The organism is Bacillus sp. AFS055030 (assembly GCF_002574545.1).
Classification (GTDB): Bacteria; Bacillota; Bacilli; order Bacillales; family Bacillaceae_G; genus Gottfriedia.
On the sequence record NZ_NUGT01000019.1, the window covers coordinates 1 to 20337 of the forward strand.

The following is a 20337-nucleotide window of genomic DNA, read 5'->3' on the forward strand; positions in this document are numbered from 1 at the left end:
CACTTAGAGGGTTCACTCTAGTTATAGGAAATGAGCTTTTTTATTCAAGTTAAAATACATAGCGATTAATCCGATTATCGATTATCAATCTTCTCAGGATATAAATCATGGTTCATCATACGATGTTCAGCCATTTTTTCGTATTTTGTACCTGGGCGACCATAGTTGCAATATGGGTCAATTGAAATTCCACCACGTGGAGTGAATTTTCCCCAAACTTCAATATAACGAGGATCCATTAATTTAATTAGATCATCCATAATGATATTCATGCAATCTTCATGGAAATCACCATGATTACGGAAGCTAAAGAAGTATAGTTTTAATGATTTACTTTCAACCATTTTCTTCTCAGGAATATAGCTTATATAAATTGTCGCAAAATCAGGTTGACCAGTTTTTGGACAAAGTGAAGTAAATTCAGGGAAATTAAATTTTACGAAATAATCACGATCTGGGTGAGTATTATCAAATGTTTCTAATATTCCTGGATCGTACTCAAATAAATATTTAGTGTTGTTACTGCCAAGTAATGATACATCTTCTAGTGAACCTTTTGATCTTCCTACCATTCTGGTTAAACTCCTCTCTTATTTCCCCAAACAAATGCATGTAATTGAGGTAAAACTTTTACATTTTTAAAGACGTTTGATTTCATTGCTTCATCTATAAGCCATTCGTAACGATTTAACATGTATTGTAATAAAGTGCCATCATCCGCATTTAGCCAACTATTTCCGACTTGTAAAAAGAACGGAACATGTGGGAATTTTTGATGAACAGATTCTGCATAAGCTAAATCTTTTCCATCAAAAATAACAACTTTTAAGCAAAACTTTGGGTGGTTTTCTAAACTTTGAATAATGCTTCCTAGCATTTCAAAATCAGTATCCATGCCACTGCTAGGCGGTTTAGGCGATAAAGTAACTTCATCTATAGAAGGTAACCAAGATTGCCACTTACTACCTTGAGTTTCAAGAGCCAAAGTCATATTCTTTCCTTTTAAAAACTCAACAACAGGGCCTAAAGATGGAAGTAAGGCAGGGTTTCCACCAGAAATCGTAATATGAGAGAAAGTATCGCCACCTAAACTGACTAAATTCTCCCAAACTTCTTCTGCGGTCATCCATTTAATATTCTCTTTTTCACTACCATCCCAGGTGAATGAAGAATCGCACCAACTACATGAGTAATCACAGCCAGCTGTACGAATAAACATCGTTTTTTGACCGATTGCCATACCTTCACCTTGTACAGTAGGTCCGAATATTTCAAGTACAGGAATTTTATTCATTGATCATCCACTCCCTACGAGCTTCTGCATAGCTTGTAGGCGTTTCAAATAAACGAACAAACTCAACTCGAATATCTTGTACAGGATTTGTTTCATCTTTAAGCGCATTTTCCATTTGCTCAAAAATCCAAACAACCATGTTCTCCGCTGTTGTATTCATCGGAGGTAGCATCTCATTTAAATAACGGTGATCTAAATAGATTTCGATTTTTTCTTTCCAGATCTGCTTAATATCTCCAAAGTCTATTACTAAGCCGATCTCATCAACAAAGCCACTGATTCCAAAAATAACTTTATATGTGTGGCCGTGTAAATTCTTACATTTACCTTCATAGCAGTGTAAGTGATGTGCAGCATCAAACGTAAATTCTTTATTAACAAGAACTCGTTTATGGTGATATTTTAAGTCTTCTTTTTTTATATGCTCATCGATCTTATGAAGTCTTTCTACAATGCGAAAATCAAACATGCTTTGGGGCTCCCTTCGATTGTAGGTAACGATCTAAACCAGCCTGACGAAGCTCACATGCCGGACATTCTCCACAACCATCTGAAATGATGCCGTTATAGCAAGTTAATGTTTTATTTTTAACGTATTCAAATGCACCCAATTCATCAGCTAATTTCCATGTGTCAGCTTTATCAATCCACATAAGTGGAGTATGAATAACAAATGGATAATCCATTGATAGATTAAGAGTTACATTTAATGATTTAACAAAGATATCTCGGCAGTCAGGATATCCGCTAAAGTCAGTCTCACAAACACCAGTAATAATGTGCTTTGCTCCTTTTTGTTTAGCAAGTACTGCTGCAAAAGATAGGAATAATAAGTTACGTCCATCGACGAATGTAGAAGGAAGTTCGCCTTCTTCGTGAGTTATATCAATATCTGATCTTGTTAAAGCATTTGGTGCAAGCTGATTTAACAAGGACATATCAAGGATATGGTGAGGAATATTTAATTCCTTACAAATATCTGCAGCTACATCCAATTCAAGTTTATGGCGCTGATTGTAATTAAATGTAACAGCTTCAACCTCACCAAATTGTTGCATAGCCCAGAATAAACAAGTAGTACTGTCTTGGCCACCGCTAAATACAACGATTGCTTTTTCATTTTTCATATTTCTTCTCTCCTTTACACGATTAAAAAGAAGAGGGCATCCCGAATAACAAAAATAAAAACAATACGACAAATATTGTTTTTCGCCTTATTTTTTTGTAGAGGGGAGTTTGCGACCTCTACCATAAGTAATATAACTTATGGATTTTTTATTTAATTCTTTATCTATTAAATTGTACTAAAGGAGTACAATCATAATTCCCATTATAATCGTTTCATGTTAAAAGAACAAAAACTTTTGTAAGAAAGTAAAAAATTACATAAATAGAATGGGGGTTAAATTTTAGCTTTATTTCGATAACGGGAAAAAGGAAATAGAAATGTTTTGAAGAGATTGGTTAGCCAATAAAGGGCACTTTGATATCAAGGAGATTGAATAGAGTAAGTATTATTTCATTAAAGGAGATATGGGGAAACGTATAAGGCTCTAGTTTTTGGTTGTTATTTTAGAGACTTAATCTGCGCAGTAACGACAAAATCTGCGAATTCGAAATTGGATTTCTCCGTATTCAATTACATAGGGTAAATATTATTCTATTACTTGAAGTTAATAGAAAGAATATAACCGAGTGCTGGGTAAATTTATGACTGATCTGGTGTAGGAGTTACATTTATTGAAAAAAGCATTTGTCGTAGTAGGAGTAGGGGACATAAAAAGGGAATTTGTAACCAAGGGATATATTGAGAGAGGGACAAGTGGTAATCATGTGATCACGCAATTATTATTGGACTTTTATATATATGAACTTTGTTATATTCACATCAGTTGCATAGAGAAATTTGCCTATATATTTCGCTAGTAAGTTTCAATAATCGATAGAAAAAAATAGTATGGCCCCATTTTAATGACGAATTATGACAGAAATTTATTTAATTTTAATCCTTTACCGAGAAGGTTTTATTTAAAATTAACAACAAAATAGAGCTAGGATTACCAAATAAAATTCAGGATTTAAAAATTACTTCTTTCTAAATAATTAAGTTTTAGTCATAAAAAATAAGTAATCCACATGTGGACAATTTTAATGAAAGGATTTATCCACATACTGACAGGTAGAAACCATCTGCCTGGTTATTTATTTTTGGGGATAAACTGTTCTAAATGAATTGTACACATGTTTGCACACAAGAATACATTTTGTAAACAATTGTACACGATAAAGTATACATGTACACAAAAACGTAAACTTTTATTTTTAGGTAGGAAATAGTTGTTCTGAAAATAATTTTAGGATGAAAAAGTCAATGTATACACTTTTGTATACAAGCACACGTTTTTGTAAACATTTGTATACACTTTTGTACACATGTATACGTTATTGTATACGAGTTTATGTGTTTACAATATTGTATACAAGATGACATTTCAGTTACATTTTAATAATAGTTCAGTGGTGGACATTGACCAGATGGCTAAAGTTAGATAATCTAATATCAGAATTATCTATAAATATGTAAACCTATTAACGAAAGGGATGATTTAGGTGGTAAATGCTCGTATAGCTGCTATTGATGTAGGAAACGATTCACTCAAAGGAATTTTTGGGAAGATGGAATCTGAAATTAATATTCCTAATATTATTGCAAGGGATACAGAAGATCGTCCAATCATTGGGATAGAAGAATTAGACAACCAAGATCCAGTTGATGGAATACATATTCGCGTTCACTCTCCTACATTAAAAGAGAATAATACTGTTTATCGTGTAGGGAATTTGGCAACAAAAAGTGGTAATGCAACCGAATTAGATCCTGGGAGTAATAAGTCTGAAGAGGATCAAACACTTATTATGTTATTTGCAGCATTAGCGTTAGATGCTGCTAGAGAAGAGAATAAACAAATTGTAAAAAACTCTAATAATGTAATTGAGGCAACATATGTATTGGGAACGGGTCTTCCGCTTAGAGAAGTAAAGGAAGGAAAGGACGTAGGTTATCGTTCACGATTACTTGGCTCAGTTCACCAAGTAGAGTTTTTAGTAACACCAAGACATCAAGGTTTAAAAGTTAATATTAAGTTTGAAGATGTTAAAGTTTATCCTGAAGGATTTGCAGCTTTTATTAACTTAGTTATGGACAATCATTTAAACATAATTAATAAAGACCTTATAGATAAAAAAATCCTTATTCAAGACATCGGAGGGTTATCAACTGATATTGCGGTCATTAGGAATCGAAAGGTAGATGACGATAAAGCTCAAGGTTTTAATCTTGGTGTGGCAGAATCCCTTGAAGCTATTCGTGAAGAGATTCGTTCAAGACATGGAGTTGAACTTGATAGCCGAAGAGATGTTGTAGAGATCATTACGAAGAAAAATGATCGAAATCATATAATGGTTAAAGGTAGTCGGACAAGCGTTCATGATATTGTAGACCGTATTCTGTTAGAACTAGCAAAAAAACAATATCGCCATTTGAGAAATATTTGGCAGAAGAACTCTCAAACTGAAATATGCTATTTCATTGGTGGAGGGTCGTTGATCTTAAAAGAATATCTTAAAACACTTAATAATAACCTAGATGGTTATAATATCGATTTCTTTGAGGACGAGAAGGAAAGTATCTGGATGATGGCGAATGCTTATTATAAGCTAATCGCTGATTTTGAATTAAAAAGAGCTAGAGAAGTTAGAAGAGAAGCACAACATACTGGAAAAGAAGAACAAAAAATGTCTAAAGCAAAATAAGGTGATTCCATGAAGGAAAAAGAATTGACGAGGGGACAACCTATTACATTTCGTATCCCTTCTGATACGCCTGATCAGATTATTAAACATTTGCAGCAGCTTAAACAAAGCGAAAGGCGAAACTTTTCAAGTAAGATTGCTGAGTACGTAATAAGCGGAGTGAATGACTCATTATCAAAGCAAAGGCAAACAATAACGATTCCACTTCCGAAAAGCCTAGATAAAGCTCAAAGAGATTGGTTAAAACATGAACATTCTGAGGCTTTATTAGGTAGTATTGTGTATCAATTATTATCCAACCCGATTCGAACTGCTTCTCTTATTACATCGCTAAATAGTAATAGTTTAGCAATTGAAGAGGCGTTATATCTTCAAGAAGAAATGAATGAATTAGAGCCAGAATTGGAACCTGTTCAATCAAAACGTTCAAGCGAACCGAATTTAGATAAGACCGGAAGAAAGTCCGATCTTGATGATGATTTAGATAACTTTAATTGGGATGCTGCAAGCAAAAGAGAAATCTCTGCAGCTAAAGAAGAAATTGAAGAGGAAGATATGGATAGTCTACTCGGAGATTTTCTTGCACAAATGAATAAGTAAAAACTAAAAATGGGACCGAATACTAAATACATCGGTCCCGTTTTTCTAATTATTGGATATCATTCTGTGAGATTTGTGATAGTGCTTCGCCAGCACTTTCATCTGACTGCTCTTGTACTGCTAAGTCACCGAGTGAAAGGATACCAACAAGGTTACCATTTTCTACGACTGGTAATCTTCTGATTTGATGTTGTGCCATTAAATGTGATGCTTCTTGAAGACTTGCGTTACAATCGATCGTCACAATATTATTAGACATTACTTGGGAAGCATTCGCGTTTCCACCTTGATTAATACCACGTAAAGCTAAATCTCGGTCTGTAATCATACCAACTACTTGTCCATTTTCAACAACTGGAATTGCTCCGACATTTAAAGATTCCATTTTACTTGCTACTGATTGTAAAGAATCCTGATTTGAACAACATTCTACATTACTCGACATGACGTCTTTTACTCTCATAAAAACACCTCCAAAAAAATAACAAAGATATTAAATCAATACCTTTGTTTTTAGACAAAGTCTAAAAAACTTCATCTTCTGACTGGTTACTAACACATTGCTTGCAGTCTAAGATATTATTTGGAATATCTATTTTATTATTCGAAGCATTAATAGATTTATGTTGCATAATGTATCTTTTATGAGTTTTATTGTAATAGATAGTTTTATGCTGATTGAAGTGACTTCCTATTCAGAAATTCAGGTAAAACGATACCGATTAAAATTAAAATGATACCAAAATATTGTAGAACACCAACCGTTTCCTTCAATACGATTGCTGACATGAATGTAGCTGTCGGTAACTCTGCTGCACCTAAAATAGAAGCAAGACCAGAACCCGTTAAAGGAACGCCTTTTGAAAACATTAATGTAGAGAAAAATGGACCTAGAAAGCCTAAGATTAACCCGTACTTTAATGAAAGCTCTACAAATAAGTGCCAATTTGTGAAAAATGTAGGTGGTAGGAAGATCGCACAAATGATGAAACCACCTGTTATCATTAAGGCGGTTTTTGTGATAGGATTAGCTTTTAAGGCGATTCTACCGCTTAGTAAGATAAAAATACTATACGAAACCGCGGACAACGCCCCAAATAATACCCCAAACCAATTCAGTGAACCAATTCCATCGGTTAAAACACTTGTCGCAAAGATTGTACCGATTACAAGAGGAATCAGTGAGAACAATTTACTTTTTTCAGGAAGTTCTCGATTGACTATTGATTCTAATAAAACGCCAATCCAAGTGAACTGGAATAACAGTACGATTGCTAATGAGGCTGTAATGTATTGCAAAGCCAAATAATAAAACATCCCTGTTAAGCCAGTCGTAGACCCTAATACAACAAGCAATAAACCTTCTCTCTTTGTAGGCTTTGAATATTGTTGATTATTTGATTTAGCAGATCTACTTTTATTTAAAAGTACGATGGACCATAACAATAGAGCCCCTACAAACATTTGAATTCCGACTACATCATTTACAATAAAACCATCACCATAAGCCAATTTTACAAAAGTAGACAAAACGCCATAACAAACAGAACCAATAATAATAAATAGTATACCTTTCAAATTTACACCCCGTTTTCATAAAAAAAGTAAAGAGGAAAAACCTCTTTACTTTTATCTAATTTCTGCCTAGTTGAGCAGATATTTCTCCGGTAATACTGTCTTGAGAACTACTCAAACGCTTTTTTGTATTGTCTAGCTCCAGGCGTTAGCCCCTCGAGGTCATAAGCCGAAGCTTAATAAAGGTAAAAACCATCCTTTATCGTTCTTTGTCTTATGCTTGTCGGGGCTGATCAAACGCCTTCCGCATTTCGAATTACATTTCTTCTAAAATGCCCTTAACTAAGTTAACAAATTTCGTTCTAACCATGCTTGCTACTTCAATTACTTCTTCGTGGTTTAATGGTTGGTCTAAGATGCCACAAGCCATGTTAGTTAGGCAAGAGATACCTATTACTTTCATATTTCCGTGAACAGCCACGATTGCTTCAGGAACCGTTGACATTCCTACAGAATCAGCACCAAGGGTACGAATCATACGAATTTCAGCAGGTGTTTCGTATGAAGGGCCACTCCACCAAGCGTATACACCTTGTTGTAATTTAAGATCTTGTTTCGCAGCAACATCTAATGCAAGGCTACGTAACTCTTTGTTATATACTTCAGAAACATCTGGGAAGCGTGTTCCTAGTTCTGGGTTATTTGGTCCAATTAAAGGATTTGTTCCTACTAAATTGATATGGTCAGTAATTAACATTAAATCGCCTGGTTTAAAGCTCGTGTTAACAGCACCACAAGCATTGGTTACGATTAACTTTTCTACTCCAAGTGCTTTCATTACACGCACAGGGAATGTTACTTCATCTAAAGTAAAGCCTTCATAATAATGGAAACGACCTTTCATTGCTACCACAGCTTGACCTTTTAACTCACCAATTACTAATTCATTTGCATGTCCAACTGCTTCAGACTTTGCAAAGTGAGGAATTTCACTGTAAGGAATTACAACAGAGTTTTCGATTTCATCTGCAAGAGTACCTAGGCCAGAACCCAATATTAATCCGACAGTAGGACGGTAGCTTGTTTTATTTAGTATAAAATCTCTTGTTTCTAAAATATGTTTAGTTTTATGCATTTATTTAACCTCCAAAAATGATCGATAGGATTTGTAATAAGAATTCTAATAAATAATCATGCTTTTAACATAAGTCTAATGGATAATTCCTAACTTGTAAACAGACTAAAAACCATTTTGGTAAAAAGTTAACTTCTTTTTACCAAAAACGCTGTAAATATAGTGTATAAATAGCTATACTTAATTCATAAAATATAAAAAGTTAAGTGAAAGTAAAATAAGATTAGAGTGTTGGAGGAGTCAATGATCAGGCAATTTATAGGTTATCAGTCGCCCAAAATAAAAAGTTTAAAGCATTTATATAGCCTAATACGAAAATTAGGGCCAACTAAAGTTAGTACATTAACAGAGACGACAGGGTATAAGCATACTACTTGTGTTCGGTTATTAGATGAACTAGTACAGGAAGGACTTATATACGACACTGGTTTAGGGGTTTCTAGCGGCGGAAGGAGACCAGCCTTGTATGTGATTAACCAAACTGCGTTCTACTTAATCGGTGTCGAAATCACGAATTTATATACAACAGTACTACTGCTTGACCTAAATCTATCTATTATCGATTCTAAAAAGTTGAAAATGAGCAATGTGAGTACTGGGGAATATACTTTAGATTTTGTAACCAAAAGCGTAAGAGAATTATTAGATCAAAATAGTATTAATAGAGAACGATTATTAGGTATTGGAATTGGGGTGTTGGATCCAATCGATCAAGAAAAGGGTGTAATGATTAAATCAGGATCATCTTTAGAAGATGGATGGGACGATCTAAATATTGTTAGGCACCTAGAAGAAGCTAATCAATGCCCAGTATTACTTAATAACGGTACAAATTTAGCCGCCCTAGCGGAGTACAGGCTAAATTTCAGTAAAGAGAACAAAAATATAGTTTTTGTTTCTAGTGATATGGGAATACGATGTGGAATTATTCAACAAGGTAAATTAATAAATAATAAGAACGAAATGGACGATGCTTTTGGCCATATAATCGTTGATATTCATGGAAAACTTTGTTCATGTGGTTCATATGGTTGTCTACAAGCGTACAGTAGTTTACCTGCAATTCGAACAGAGGTGATCAAACGTGTTAAGCGCGGTGAAATGACTTCTTTGAAGGATGAATTAAACGATATCGAAAATATTAGCTATCATAGAATTCTTGATGCCTTAGAAAAAGAAGACGCACTTTGTTTAGAAGTCATAAAAGAGGCTGCTAATTACTTTGGTATTGGACTGACTAATCTTATTTATATTGTTCGACCTGATATTGTAATTTGTGGTGGTACTTTAGTTCCAAAGCCATTATTTTTTGATGTAGCATGCGAAACAGCACAAGCAAGATTAAGGAAATATCCATACAGTCCTGTTCAAATCATTAAATCATCAACAGCGTATAATATCGTTGCACAAGGAGCGGGCTGTATCGTATTTGATCACTTTACAGAGGAATCTATGTAATAAAAACGAAAAACCGTTAATGCTCTACCTGGAAACAGATAGAGGTTAACGGTTTTTTATTCTATTAAAATACGGATTCATGAAGATCACTAAATAAAGTATAGTCTGCTAGTACTTGGTAATCGTAATTTACAATTAGAAGTTGAGTGTAAGCATTAATGTCATGACGCCTTATTTAAAATTAAAGCGATTTCCATGGAAATGAATAAGGAGTGAGAACGTTTACAAAAAACGCTTGCAATCCTGTACGTACAAGAATATACTAATCTTGTACGTACAGGATAAATAAAAATGATTAAATAAATTATAGATTGCTCGAGGAGGGGATAACATGAGCCGATTTAGTGATGAAGCAAAACAATTACTTCAATCCATTGGTGGTAAAGAAAACATCGCTACAGTAACTCATTGTGCAACACGAATGCGTTTTGTTCTGAAAGATGTAAAAAAAGCTGATGAAAAAATGATTCGAGAAATTAAAATCGTTAAAGGTACTTTTACGCAAGCTGGGCAATTTCAAGTCATTATCGGTAATGAAGTATCTATTTTTTATAATGAATTTGTAAAGTTAGCTGGGGTAGAGGAAACTTCCAAAGAAGAAGCTAAAATAGCAGCAAGGCAAAATATGACATGGATTCAAAGATTACTTGCTCACTTAGCGGAAATCTTTTCACCATTAATTCCTGCCATTATTGTAGGGGGGTTGATCTTAGGATTCCGTAACATTATAGGAGATATTAAACTACTAGATCATGGTACAAAAACGCTTGTCGAAACCTCTCAATTTTGGGCAGGTACACATTCTTTTTTATGGCTGATCGGTGAAGCCATCTTTCATTTCTTGCCAGTCGGTATTACATGGTCAATTACAAAGAAAATGGGTACGACTCAAATTCTAGGGATTGTTTTAGGTATCACACTTGTTTCACCACAACTACTTAATGCATATGCAGTAGCAAGTGGGACTGTACCTCCAGTTTGGGACTTTGGTTTTGCTAAAATTAATATGATTGGTTATCAAGCGCAAGTTATTCCAGCTATATTAGCCGGTTTCACTTTATCAATTTTAGAGATAAATATTCGAAAAATCGTACCAAGTGCAATTTCAATGATTGTTGTCCCGTTCTTTGCATTAGTACCAACAGTTTTAATTGCACATGTAGTATTAGGCCCGATCGGTTGGAAAATCGGTTCAGTTATTTCACATTTAGTTTATTCAGGATTAACATCTTCATTTGGATGGCTATTTGCCTTAGTTTTTGGATTCTTTTATGCACCACTAGTTATAACTGGATTGCATCATATGACTAATGCAATTGATCTGCAACTAATGAGTCAGCTAAACGGAACGAATCTGTGGCCGATGATCGCTTTATCAAATATCGCTCAAGGCTCAGCTGTTTTAGCAATCATTTATCTAAATAGAAAGAATGAGGAAGAAAAACAAGTATCAATACCTGCTGCTATCTCATGTTTCTTAGGGGTAACAGAGCCGGCGATGTTTGGTATTAATTTAAAGTATGCTTATCCATTTGTAGCTGCAATGATTGGATCTGGTATAGCGGCTATTGTATCAGTTGGTACAGGTGTAATGGCGAATTCAATAGGTGTTGGAGGTCTTCCAGCCATTTTATCTATTCAACCTAAACATATTGGAATGTTTTCAATCGCTATGCTAGTTGCAGTCGTTGTCCCATTCATTTTAACGATTATCTTTAACAAGAAAAAATTACTAGTGAAAAACTCATAATTATTTAAGGGGAAGGAAAGCTATTTTCCTTCCTTTCGAATTTATTTATAAATCAAGGAGATTATCAACATGAAGGATTTTAAGAACAGTGTCATATACCAAATTTACCCTAAGTCTTTTTATGATTCGAATGGAGATGGTTTTGGAGACTTAAGAGGAGTTACAAAAAAGCTTGATTATTTAAAAGAATTAGGTGTTGACTACATTTGGCTTACTCCATTTTATGTATCTCCTCAAAATGATAATGGTTATGATGTAGCAGATTATCGAAATATTGACCCAGCATACGGAACAATGGAAGATTTTGATGAATTGATCAAAACTGCGAAACGTTATGATATAGAAATAATGCTAGATATGGTATTTAATCATACTTCATCAGAACATGAGTGGTTTAAGAAGGCTCTTAATGGAGATGAAAAATATAAAAACTACTATATTTTTAGGGAAGAAAAAAACGGCAAAGAACCAACGAATTGGATCTCCAAATTCGGTGGTTCAACTTGGGAAAAAGTTGAGAATTCAAATGAATATTATCTACATTTATTCGATAAAACCCAACCAGATTTAAACTGGGAAAATAGTGAGGTACAAAACGAAATATTCGATATCGTTAACTTTTGGATTGATAAAGGAGTAAAAGGGTTTCGCTTAGATGTAATTAATCTGATTTCAAAGCCAGAAGTTATGGTTGATGATGAAACGGGTGACGGCAGAAGATTCTATACAGACGGACCTCGAATTCATGAGTTTTTAAAGAAGCTAAATGATGAGACGTTTGGTAAGAGGGAAGAAATCATTACTGTTGGTGAAATGTCTTCAACTTCAATTGACCATTGTATTCGATACTCAAATCCGACTGAGAATGAGTTATCGATGGTTTTTAGCTTCCACCATTTAAAAATTGACTATAAAGATGGGCAAAAATGGTCATTAATGGATTTTGATTTTATCTCACTTAAGACAATTCTAGATCAGTGGCAAAAAGGTATGCAATCGGGAAATGGATGGAACGCCTTATTTTGGTGTAATCATGACCAACCGCGTATTGTTTCACGAATTGGAAACGATCAAAAATTTCATAAAGAATCAGCGAAAATGCTTGCTACTTCAATGCATTTATTAAGGGGAACTCCATATATTTACCAAGGAGAAGAAATAGGTATGCCTAATCCTAAATTTGATGCAATTGAAGATTATCGAGATGTAGAAAGCTTAAATTATTATAAAATATTAAAAGATAACGGGGTTCCAGAAAGTGAAATATTAGCCATTTTAAAGAGTAAATCAAGGGATAATGCTCGTACTCCTATGCAATGGAATGATTCAATACATGCAGGCTTCACTACTGGGACACCTTGGATTTCAACAGGAAAAGATTACGAACAAATAAATGTCGAAAAGTCTCTAGCTGATGAAGATTCGGTGTTTCATCATTATAAAAAACTAATTAATTTAAGAAAAGAATTCGAGATTATTTCGTCAGGTACGTATCATTCTTTATTACTAAATCATGAACAAATCTTTGCATACACTCGTAAACTGGGGAATCAAATGTTGTTAGTTATTAATAACTTTTATGGCAAGGATACTATTTTTAAACTACCAGAAGATCTTGCTATTGGGGATTATAACAAGCAGATACTCATTTCAAATTATACTGATTCTAGTCAGGATTTAACCGAATTCACGTTGCGTCCTTATGAGTCTATTTGTTACCTTCTTGAGAAAAATGTGAGAATATAATAAAATTTTTCTAGGTGATGAAAATGAACGCAAAGTATATTTCAATCTATCATAAGTTAATTGAACAGATTGAAAAAGGTGCTTTTTCTGTTGGTAGTAAAATACCTTCTGAGAAAACATTAATGGAGCAATTCGATGTCTCTAGAGATACAATTAGAAAATCATTACAAATGCTTGAGCAAAACGGTTATATAAATAAAGTCAAAGGTAAAGGTTCGTTTATTTTAGATACTGCAAAGTTAAATTTCCCAGTAACAGGTTTAATTAGCTTTAAAGAATTATCAAATCAAATCGGTAGAGAAGCAGAAACGATTGTAGAAATTCTTGAAAAGAAATGGCCAAGTAAATTTATAAGAGAGCAACTAGAAATAGATGACCAAATAGCGGTTTGGAAAGTAGTAAGAGCTAGGAAAATCGACGGGAAAAAAATAATTTTAGATAAAGAGTACTACAATAGTGTATTTGTCGAAAAACTTTCTAAGTCAATCTGCGAAGGATCAATTTTTGATTATATAGAAAATACGCTGCATTTAAATATTGGCTTTGCAAAAAAAGAAATTGTAGTACAAGCTTGTACAGAAGATGACCAAAAATATTTGGATTTAGATGGCTATGATATGGTAGTAGTTGTCAATACGTTCGTCTATTTAGACGATGGTTCTCTATTACAATACGGTCAATCTAGGCACCGTCCTGACAAGTTCAAATTTGTTGATTTTGCTAGAAGAATCCAACAGGTTAATGAATGATATAAAAACTCTAATTAGTTTGATTGCGCCCCTTAAAGTAAATGTTAAAAAGCCCTAGTCGGATAACATTGAAATTAAGGGGTGTTTTTATGATCAAAATAATGTTGTAAAAAGAAGTTATTTCCAAAGAAATTAATTCTTTTACATTTCTAATTTTGGAGATAAAGCAATATTAAATTACTTCTTTAACATTAAATATTATATAAATTTTCTTTTAATTCTATCTATAAAACTCTGCTTAACAATAGGATTTCCAATGAAAAATCGGTTTTTGTTTCGGTTCATTTGCAAATTTTCTTTAATAAAATCAAGTTTTTCTGAAACCAACTTTAATTCAGTTAATGATTTTTCAATTGAAGAAAATGGGAGCATCTCGGTCTGATTGTATGAATAAATATAGTTTTCACTCTCAAAAAGATCATGACTTTGAGTTTCTAATTCTGTATAGGCATGTACACTGTCATTAGTAAAAAAAATCGATTCACCAATTTTTCTTGCTGGATTGCCCGCATATGAAGAATTAGATTCAATTTTTTTCCCACTAACTAACGACATACCTCCGATAATACTACCTGATCCGATTTGTGTTCCTTTTAAAATAAAAGCATGTTGACCAATCCAAACATGATCGCCAATATAAATGCTTTTGCTTGGATTAACTCTTTTTTTCGTATAAGAATCGTAAATTAGATGAGGGTCCGCAGTTCTAAACCAACAGTCGAATGAAAATAAACAACCTTCCCCCACAATGATATTTTTTTGCTCTGAAATAATGATATTTAGTTTGCTGTTAAAATAATTATCACGTCCAAAAAATAACACAGAATTATTGTAAACAGTTGCATTGAGTAAATAATCAAAACTACTTTTACAAAGAAAAATAATCGAATCATATCCATTAAACTGAATAGCGCTATTTACTAAATGAACATCGTCATGATCACAATAAAGAACATTTCCTGTTCCCTTAAATACTATTTTTGAATTTGTTAGTTTAGGGTTGCCTATTATGTAATTCTCTTTTAAATCCTCTATTTGTTTTGTTTCATTTATGACTTCCATATTTTTTCCTTTCACTTAGATCATGAATGTGTTCTGACTTAATATTTTGGCTTTTACTTTAGTATTGCCACTTTTGCAATTACATTAAAGTTATTTTGAAGATTATGTGAATTGTATAGCATGTTATAATGAAAGACTTAACAGCTCGTTAAGCTTTAAAAGGCTTTTAGCGGTTATTAGTAAGAAATATTTTAAATTAAAAAATTTACACTTTTGTCTAGAAATATGGAAATAATGAGTAAAAAGTGAATGAATGGATGGGCTTATGAAAGAAATGAATCTAAAGATTAAACAAAAATTTGTACGAGATTATAAAAATGGGTATCCACTAATTTCAAAAGAATCGATCTTGAATAGTAAAGATTTAATTAGTGAAGGTACGAAACTGAATTTAGTTGATGAGCGTAATGGCTTTATTGGAAAGGGCTATTATGGAAAGCAAAATAAGGGTTTAGGTTGGATTCTTAGCTTGAAGGAGAATGAAGAGATTAGTCCTAAGTTCTTTGAAGACAAAATTAAACAAGCAATCGAAGACCGCCAACAGTTTTATAATAGCTCTGATACGACAGCATTTAGAGTCTTTAATGGGGAAGGCGATGGAATTGGTGGATTAACGATTGATTTTTTTGACGGATTTTATTTAATTAGTTGGTATAGCGAAGGAATCTATCAATTCAAAGATTGGGTTATTCAAGCGATAAAGAATATTGTCGAATTCAAAGGGATTTATCAGAAAAAGCGCTTCGATACAAAGGGTCAATATATTGAAGAAGATGATTTTGTGATGGGGGAAAGGGGTCAATTTCCTATTATCGTAAAGGAAAATGGAGTTAATTTTGCTATTTATTTAAATGATGGCGCAATGGTAGGCGTATTTTTGGATCAACGTGAAGTTAGAAAATTAATACGAGATAAATATGCTTACGGGAAAACAGTCTTAAATACTTTCTCATATACAGGTGCATTCTCTGTCTTTGCAGCAATTGGAGGGGCAAGTAGGACTACTAGCGTTGACTTAGCTAATCGGAGCTTAGATAAAACAAAAGAACAATTTAAAATTAATGGAATCGATCCTGCTTCTCAGAGCATAGTCGTAGAGGATGTATTTCATTACTTTAAATATGCAGTTAAAAAGAACCTTTCTTTCGATATGGTTATTTTGGATCCACCAAGCTTTGCAAGATCAAAGAAACATACCTTTCGTGCTGAAAAGGACTATAAGAATCTGTTGAAAGAAGCGATTACGATTACAGAAAAAGATGGCGTAATTGTTGCTTCAACAAATTGTAGTACTTTTGGAATGAATAAATTTAAAGGGTTTATTGACACAGCGTTTAAAGAATTAGGAGGACAATATAAATTAATGGAAGAATTCAGTCTACCTAATGATTTTAAAACAACTAAACAGTTTAAAGAAGGTAACTATTTAAAGGTCGTATTTATTCGTAAAATTAAGTAAAAAAATAGGACTGACATTACTGTCAGTCCTATTTTTTACTTAGAAGTTGCCTTTTGTTCATATAATTTGATCACTTCAATCATAACATTTGTTGCTTTAATCATATTGTCGATAGAGATGTATTCAAATTTACCATGGTAGTTTTCTCCACCTGTAAAAATATTTGGAGTAGGCAGTCCCATATATGAAAGCTGTGAACCATCTGTACCACCACGAATTGGTTCTACAATTGGTGTGATTTCTAGGTTTGTCATTGCCTCGTGAGCAATGTCAACAACCTCTTTAACAGGTAAGATTTTCTCACCCATATTATAATACTGATCTTTTAACTCTAACGTTATACTGTTTTCACCATGTGTTTCTTTTAATTGATTTACAATATTCGACAAGGTCTCTTTTCGATTTGCAAATTTAGTTTTATCATGATCTCTTATAATGTAGTGCATTTTTGTTAGCTCTACATCACCTTCAATTGATACTAAATGATAAAAGCCTTCGTAGCCTTCAGTTGATTCTGGAGCCTCTTCAACAGGTAATAAATTATTTATTTCCATGGCAATTTTCATAGAATTTATCATTTTACCTTTAGCTGTACCAGGGTGCACATTTTTACCTTTTACTGTAATCATTGCACCTGCAGCATTAAAGCTCTCGTATTGAAGCTCTCCTAGTGGACCACCGTCCATTGTGTAAGCATATTTAGCATCAAAGGCTTTTACATCAAATTTATGTGGGCCTCTACCAATCTCTTCATCTGGTGTGAATGCGATTCTTATTTTACCGTGTTTGATTTCTGGATGTTGAACTAAATACTCCATGGCAGTCATAATTTCAGCGATTCCAGCCTTATTATCTGCACCAAGTAATGTTGTCCCATCAGTAGTCATTAATGTGTGACCAATATATTTACTTAACTCTGGTGAATGACTTGGAGATAATACAACATTTAAACGCTCATTTAACACGATGTCACCTCCATCATAGTTTTCAACCAGTTGAGGGTTAACATTTTTTCCTGTAAAGTCTGTCGCCGTGTCTAAATGTGCTAAAAATCCAATTGTCGGAATTTCTTTGTCGGAATTTGCCGGAAGTGTAGCCATTACATAACCATTGTCATCCATTGTTACGTCAACTAATCCGATTTTGTTTAGTTCTTCCACTAACATGCGACCTAAAGTTAATTGGCCAGGTGTAGAAGGGCATGTTTCACTACTTGCGTTTGATTGTGTATCAACTTTTGCATAACTAATTAAACGATTAATTAACTCATTTTTCATATGAAAATCTCCTTTTTTTACATTTCATAATTTTTATGTAATGCGCTTTCATTCTTTGTTATAAGTGAAAAGAGGCTACATATATATTGTAGTTCTTTCTTTATTTGAAAGTAAAATATTACGCAACTCTCTTTCTATTTAAAATGCTTTTTGCGATGAAAAACTGAGCAGAGTAGTAAGTGATCATGATCAATTCATGACTATGTTTAACAGTTTCTACAAATAGATCCCATGATAAGATAGAATCTGAAATAATAAATAATAAGCTTCCTAAAATAGCCCATTTGTTTCCAGTCATTATGGCTGTAAATACCATCAAAGAAATGGCTACTGAATAGGCGATTACCGGTATAACTAGATTTTCCTGTCCACTTTCGTTTAAAGATTTTACTAAATTAGAGCATAGAAAAATCGCATAAACTGCAATTGGAATGATCGCTAGTAGGCGATAAATTGAAAAGTTCCATCTTGATATAAAACCGGCAGCATAAAACAAATGACCAATTAGAAAAGCACTTAAACCGACTACAAACCATATCAATGTTCCGTCACCAACCATACAAAACATAAGACCAAAAAGGATAAGAACACGATATTTAGTTGACTGATAAGGTGTTTGTAAAAAGGCAAAACTGATCAACAACACCATTGGAATAATCTTAAATAGTATTTTTATGCTTACAGGCTCTGAGGGAATAAAAAAGATATAGAGAATACCAAAAAACAAAATAAGGATAGGTAAATATCTCTTCAAAATAAAATTACCCCTTTCTAACGATTTCCTTTTTACTAAATATTATCAGTGAAATATGAAAAGAATGCTATTACAAATAAAGATAGTAGTCTATTAAACTAAAAAAAAGCAAACCATAAAAGGTTTGCTATTGGGCGATGGACATACCATATGAGTGGGCAATTTGCCCATTTGAATTAGAAGACTTTGCAATAATAACTGTCGCTCCAACATTTATTTGATCGAATAACCATTGGATTTCACTGTTATGCATTCGGATACAACCTGAACTAACCGATTTTCCGATTGAGCTTTCGTTCGCATTTCCGTGTATTCCATATGAGCTTCCAGGCGAGCTACCGGCACTTAAACCCATCCATCTTTTACCGAGTGGATTATTTGGAGCACCACCAGGAATATTTCCTTTATACCAAGGTCTATTTTTAATCTTATTTAAGACTTTATACTTACCAGTAGGTGTAGGAGTAGAAGCTTTTCCTGTTGCTACATTAAATGTTTTTACTAGTTTTCCTTTATTGTAATAAGAAAGTTTATTTGTTTTTGTATTAACAATAATTAATTGCCCATTTGAAAGGGGCTTGGAGCTCTTTGCCTCGGTAAATGAAAACTTACTTTGATTTCCGGCGGCGTCAATTGATTGTACTTTTATAGGCGTAAATGCTTTTAACTTTGTAACCTTAAAAGAATAGCTACCATTCTTTAATGCAGACGTTTTAGCAGTATATTTCCCGTTTAGATACAGTTTGACGGAAGCGTTTGGTTCTGTTTTTCCACTAATAATCGTAGCATTTTCTTTAACTGTTTGGATTGTAGGAGCAGAAGGTGCAGTACGATCTAATACACGAATGGAAACAGGTTTACTTTGATTCTTACTTTTATCAACTGCAACAACTTGAAGAACTGTGTTTGCCTTTTGCTTCGCCATTTTAATCGTAAACTTTCCTGCCGTGTTAACTTTCCCTTTTGCTAATACTTTCTTGTTTAAGTAAATAAGAACATCAGCGTTTGGCTCTGATTTACCTGATATACTTTGAGATTGATCTGAAATTGAAGGTATTGAAGTGATAGTAGGTGCGATTACATCTGAAACATATGATGTAGCGATTTTACTTTTTAATCCAATTGAAACACCAACTGCATTTATTTTAGTAAATTCTTTTAGAGGTTTAGTATTGAATTGAAAATTTCCTTTTGTATCCGTTTGTACAGTACTTACCAGCTTATTGTTGATAAGAATTTGGACACTGCTTTTTTCCAAAAATGATCCTGTCACGGAAGTCGATTTATTCGTAATTTGATTGATTTTCGGAGTAGGTAAATCTTTTATTATAAAATTAATATTTTGGTCTGAAACAGCTATCGTTTGATCATCCAGTGAAATTGAACTTAATTGATAAGTCCCTTTTGTAAAAGAAGCTGCAACCCCAATTTTTCCAGAATAGTAAAGTTCAGAAGACGAAGAATTTTTCAGTAAAACTTCCGTCAAATTAGTCCCGTTTTTAAATGTGAGAGTTACATTGTTGAAATGTTCTTTAGTCGTTAATCCAACTTCAATCGATTGTCCAAAAGTGGCTTCAGTAGTGTTTAAATTTAGATTATCTATATAGTTCGATAACTCTCCATCACTAAAACCTTGAGAAAAAGAAGTTGCGTTAGCAGTGGGTAAAAGGAACAAAAATACCCCCAAAAGCACAGATACAATCTTATTAATCATTGTCTCTCTCC

The 20337-nt window shown here is 33.4% G+C and carries 18 protein-coding genes; 7 read left to right on the plus strand and 11 right to left on the minus strand.

Annotation, left to right across the window (positions count from 1 at the left end):
- Positions 1-74: 74 nt before the first annotated feature.
- Genes queF through queC form a run of 4 tightly spaced genes read right to left on the minus strand, consistent with a single transcriptional unit; the run spans position 75 to position 2421 of the window.
- Positions 75-572 (minus strand): preQ(1) synthase, encoded by a 498-nt coding sequence (gene queF, locus CN925_RS08275; RefSeq protein ID WP_088012612.1) that lies wholly within the window; start codon positions 570-572, stop codon positions 75-77.
- Positions 573-577: 5 nt separating this feature from the next.
- Positions 578-1294 carry a 7-carboxy-7-deazaguanine synthase QueE gene (gene queE, locus CN925_RS08280; RefSeq protein ID WP_098845786.1) on the minus strand — a complete coding sequence of 239 codons (717 nt, stop codon included), beginning with the start codon at positions 1292-1294 and terminating at the stop codon, positions 578-580.
- On the minus strand, positions 1287-1763 hold the full coding sequence (gene queD, locus CN925_RS08285; RefSeq protein ID WP_098845787.1) for a 6-carboxytetrahydropterin synthase QueD: 477 nt from the start codon (positions 1761-1763) through the stop codon (positions 1287-1289). Before queD ends, queE begins: the two co-directional genes overlap by 8 nt.
- Complete coding sequence (queC, locus tag CN925_RS08290; protein WP_098845788.1) at positions 1756-2421, minus strand: 7-cyano-7-deazaguanine synthase QueC; 666 nt, start codon at positions 2419-2421, stop codon at positions 1756-1758. Before queC ends, queD begins: the two co-directional genes overlap by 8 nt.
- 1483 nt (positions 2422-3904) lie before the next feature.
- Here queC and CN925_RS08300 point away from each other — a divergent pair.
- Positions 3905-5107: a ParM/StbA family protein gene (locus tag CN925_RS08300; protein WP_098845790.1), complete on the plus strand. Its 1203-nt coding sequence runs from the start codon at positions 3905-3907 to the stop codon at positions 5105-5107.
- 9 nt (positions 5108-5116) lie between these two features.
- Entirely contained in the window at positions 5117-5707 is a 591-nt protein-coding gene (locus CN925_RS08305; RefSeq protein ID WP_098845791.1) for a hypothetical protein, read from the plus strand.
- A gap of 49 nt (positions 5708-5756) precedes the next feature.
- Here CN925_RS08305 and CN925_RS08310 read toward each other — a convergent pair whose 3' ends face one another.
- The 3 genes from CN925_RS08310 to CN925_RS08320 form a co-directional block, all read right to left on the minus strand.
- On the minus strand, positions 5757-6170 hold the full coding sequence (locus CN925_RS08310; RefSeq protein ID WP_286138297.1) for a CBS domain-containing protein: 414 nt from the start codon (positions 6168-6170) through the stop codon (positions 5757-5759).
- Positions 6171-6376: 206 nt separating this feature from the next.
- Complete coding sequence (locus CN925_RS08315) at positions 6377-7285, minus strand: EamA family transporter (RefSeq protein WP_098845792.1); 909 nt, start codon at positions 7283-7285, stop codon at positions 6377-6379.
- 253 nt (positions 7286-7538) lie between these two features.
- Complete coding sequence (locus CN925_RS08320) at positions 7539-8357, minus strand: purine-nucleoside phosphorylase (RefSeq protein WP_098845793.1); 819 nt, start codon at positions 8355-8357, stop codon at positions 7539-7541.
- Between the two features lie 243 nt (positions 8358-8600).
- Between CN925_RS08320 and CN925_RS08325 the strand changes: the two genes are divergently transcribed.
- From CN925_RS08325 to treR, 4 genes are all read left to right on the plus strand, one after another.
- A complete protein-coding gene (locus CN925_RS08325; protein ID WP_098845794.1) occupies positions 8601-9815 on the plus strand; it encodes an ROK family protein in 1215 nt (404 codons plus the stop codon).
- Positions 9816-10146: 331 nt separating this feature from the next.
- Positions 10147-11565, plus strand: coding sequence for a PTS system trehalose-specific EIIBC component (treP, locus tag CN925_RS08330; RefSeq protein ID WP_098845795.1), 1419 nt, complete (start codon positions 10147-10149; stop codon positions 11563-11565).
- Positions 11566-11634: 69 nt separating this feature from the next.
- Positions 11635-13311 (plus strand): alpha,alpha-phosphotrehalase, encoded by a 1677-nt coding sequence (gene treC, locus CN925_RS08335; RefSeq protein ID WP_098845796.1) that lies wholly within the window; start codon positions 11635-11637, stop codon positions 13309-13311.
- A gap of 23 nt (positions 13312-13334) precedes the next feature.
- Entirely contained in the window at positions 13335-14060 is a 726-nt protein-coding gene (treR, locus tag CN925_RS08340; protein WP_098845797.1) for a trehalose operon repressor, read from the plus strand.
- 198 nt (positions 14061-14258) lie between these two features.
- Here treR and CN925_RS08345 read toward each other — a convergent pair whose 3' ends face one another.
- On the minus strand, positions 14259-15122 hold the full coding sequence (locus CN925_RS08345; RefSeq protein ID WP_098845798.1) for an acyltransferase: 864 nt from the start codon (positions 15120-15122) through the stop codon (positions 14259-14261).
- A gap of 265 nt (positions 15123-15387) precedes the next feature.
- On the opposite strand from CN925_RS08345, the gene CN925_RS08350 reads away from it, so the two are divergent.
- The gene (locus tag CN925_RS08350; RefSeq protein ID WP_483295179.1) at positions 15388-16581 is read left to right on the plus strand and encodes a class I SAM-dependent rRNA methyltransferase; all 1194 of its coding nucleotides are present in this window, start codon (positions 15388-15390) and stop codon (positions 16579-16581) included.
- A 35-nt stretch (positions 16582-16616) separates the two neighbouring features.
- Here CN925_RS08350 and pepT read toward each other — a convergent pair whose 3' ends face one another.
- The 3 genes from pepT to CN925_RS21250 form a co-directional block, all read right to left on the minus strand.
- A complete protein-coding gene (gene pepT, locus CN925_RS08355) occupies positions 16617-17858 on the minus strand; it encodes a peptidase T (protein WP_098845800.1) in 1242 nt (413 codons plus the stop codon).
- 118 nt (positions 17859-17976) lie between these two features.
- Positions 17977-18612: a lysoplasmalogenase gene (locus CN925_RS08360; protein ID WP_098845801.1), complete on the minus strand. Its 636-nt coding sequence runs from the start codon at positions 18610-18612 to the stop codon at positions 17977-17979.
- 127 nt (positions 18613-18739) lie between these two features.
- Positions 18740-20326 (minus strand): L,D-transpeptidase, encoded by a 1587-nt coding sequence (locus tag CN925_RS21250; protein WP_180232899.1) that lies wholly within the window; start codon positions 20324-20326, stop codon positions 18740-18742.
- Positions 20327-20337 lie beyond the last annotated feature (11 nt).

What these genes read in the sequence shown, in the direction of transcription:
- queF (WP_088012612.1), bottom strand. Translation starts at nt 572, where the DNA reads ATGGTAGGAAGATCAAAAGGTTCACTAGAAGATGTATCATTACTTGGC.
- queE (WP_098845786.1), bottom strand. Translation starts at nt 1,294, where the DNA reads ATGAATAAAATTCCTGTACTTGAAATATTCGGACCTACTGTACAAGGT.
- queD (WP_098845787.1), bottom strand. Translation starts at nt 1,763, where the DNA reads ATGTTTGATTTTCGCATTGTAGAAAGACTTCATAAGATCGATGAGCAT.
- queC (WP_098845788.1), bottom strand. Translation starts at nt 2,421, where the DNA reads ATGAAAAATGAAAAAGCAATCGTTGTATTTAGCGGTGGCCAAGACAGT.
- CN925_RS08305 (WP_098845791.1), top strand. Translation starts at nt 5,117, where the DNA reads ATGAAGGAAAAAGAATTGACGAGGGGACAACCTATTACATTTCGTATC.
- CN925_RS08310 (WP_286138297.1), bottom strand. Translation starts at nt 6,170, where the DNA reads ATGAGAGTAAAAGACGTCATGTCGAGTAATGTAGAATGTTGTTCAAAT.
- CN925_RS08320 (WP_098845793.1), bottom strand. Translation starts at nt 8,357, where the DNA reads ATGCATAAAACTAAACATATTTTAGAAACAAGAGATTTTATACTAAAT.
- CN925_RS08325 (WP_098845794.1), top strand. Translation starts at nt 8,601, where the DNA reads ATGATCAGGCAATTTATAGGTTATCAGTCGCCCAAAATAAAAAGTTTA.
- treP (WP_098845795.1), top strand. Translation starts at nt 10,147, where the DNA reads ATGAGCCGATTTAGTGATGAAGCAAAACAATTACTTCAATCCATTGGT.
- treC (WP_098845796.1), top strand. Translation starts at nt 11,635, where the DNA reads ATGAAGGATTTTAAGAACAGTGTCATATACCAAATTTACCCTAAGTCT.
- treR (WP_098845797.1), top strand. Translation starts at nt 13,335, where the DNA reads ATGAACGCAAAGTATATTTCAATCTATCATAAGTTAATTGAACAGATT.
- CN925_RS08345 (WP_098845798.1), bottom strand. Translation starts at nt 15,122, where the DNA reads ATGGAAGTCATAAATGAAACAAAACAAATAGAGGATTTAAAAGAGAAT.
- CN925_RS08350 (WP_483295179.1), top strand. Translation starts at nt 15,388, where the DNA reads ATGAAAGAAATGAATCTAAAGATTAAACAAAAATTTGTACGAGATTAT.
- pepT (WP_098845800.1), bottom strand. Translation starts at nt 17,858, where the DNA reads ATGAAAAATGAGTTAATTAATCGTTTAATTAGTTATGCAAAAGTTGAT.
- CN925_RS21250 (WP_180232899.1), bottom strand. Translation starts at nt 20,326, where the DNA reads ATGATTAATAAGATTGTATCTGTGCTTTTGGGGGTATTTTTGTTCCTT.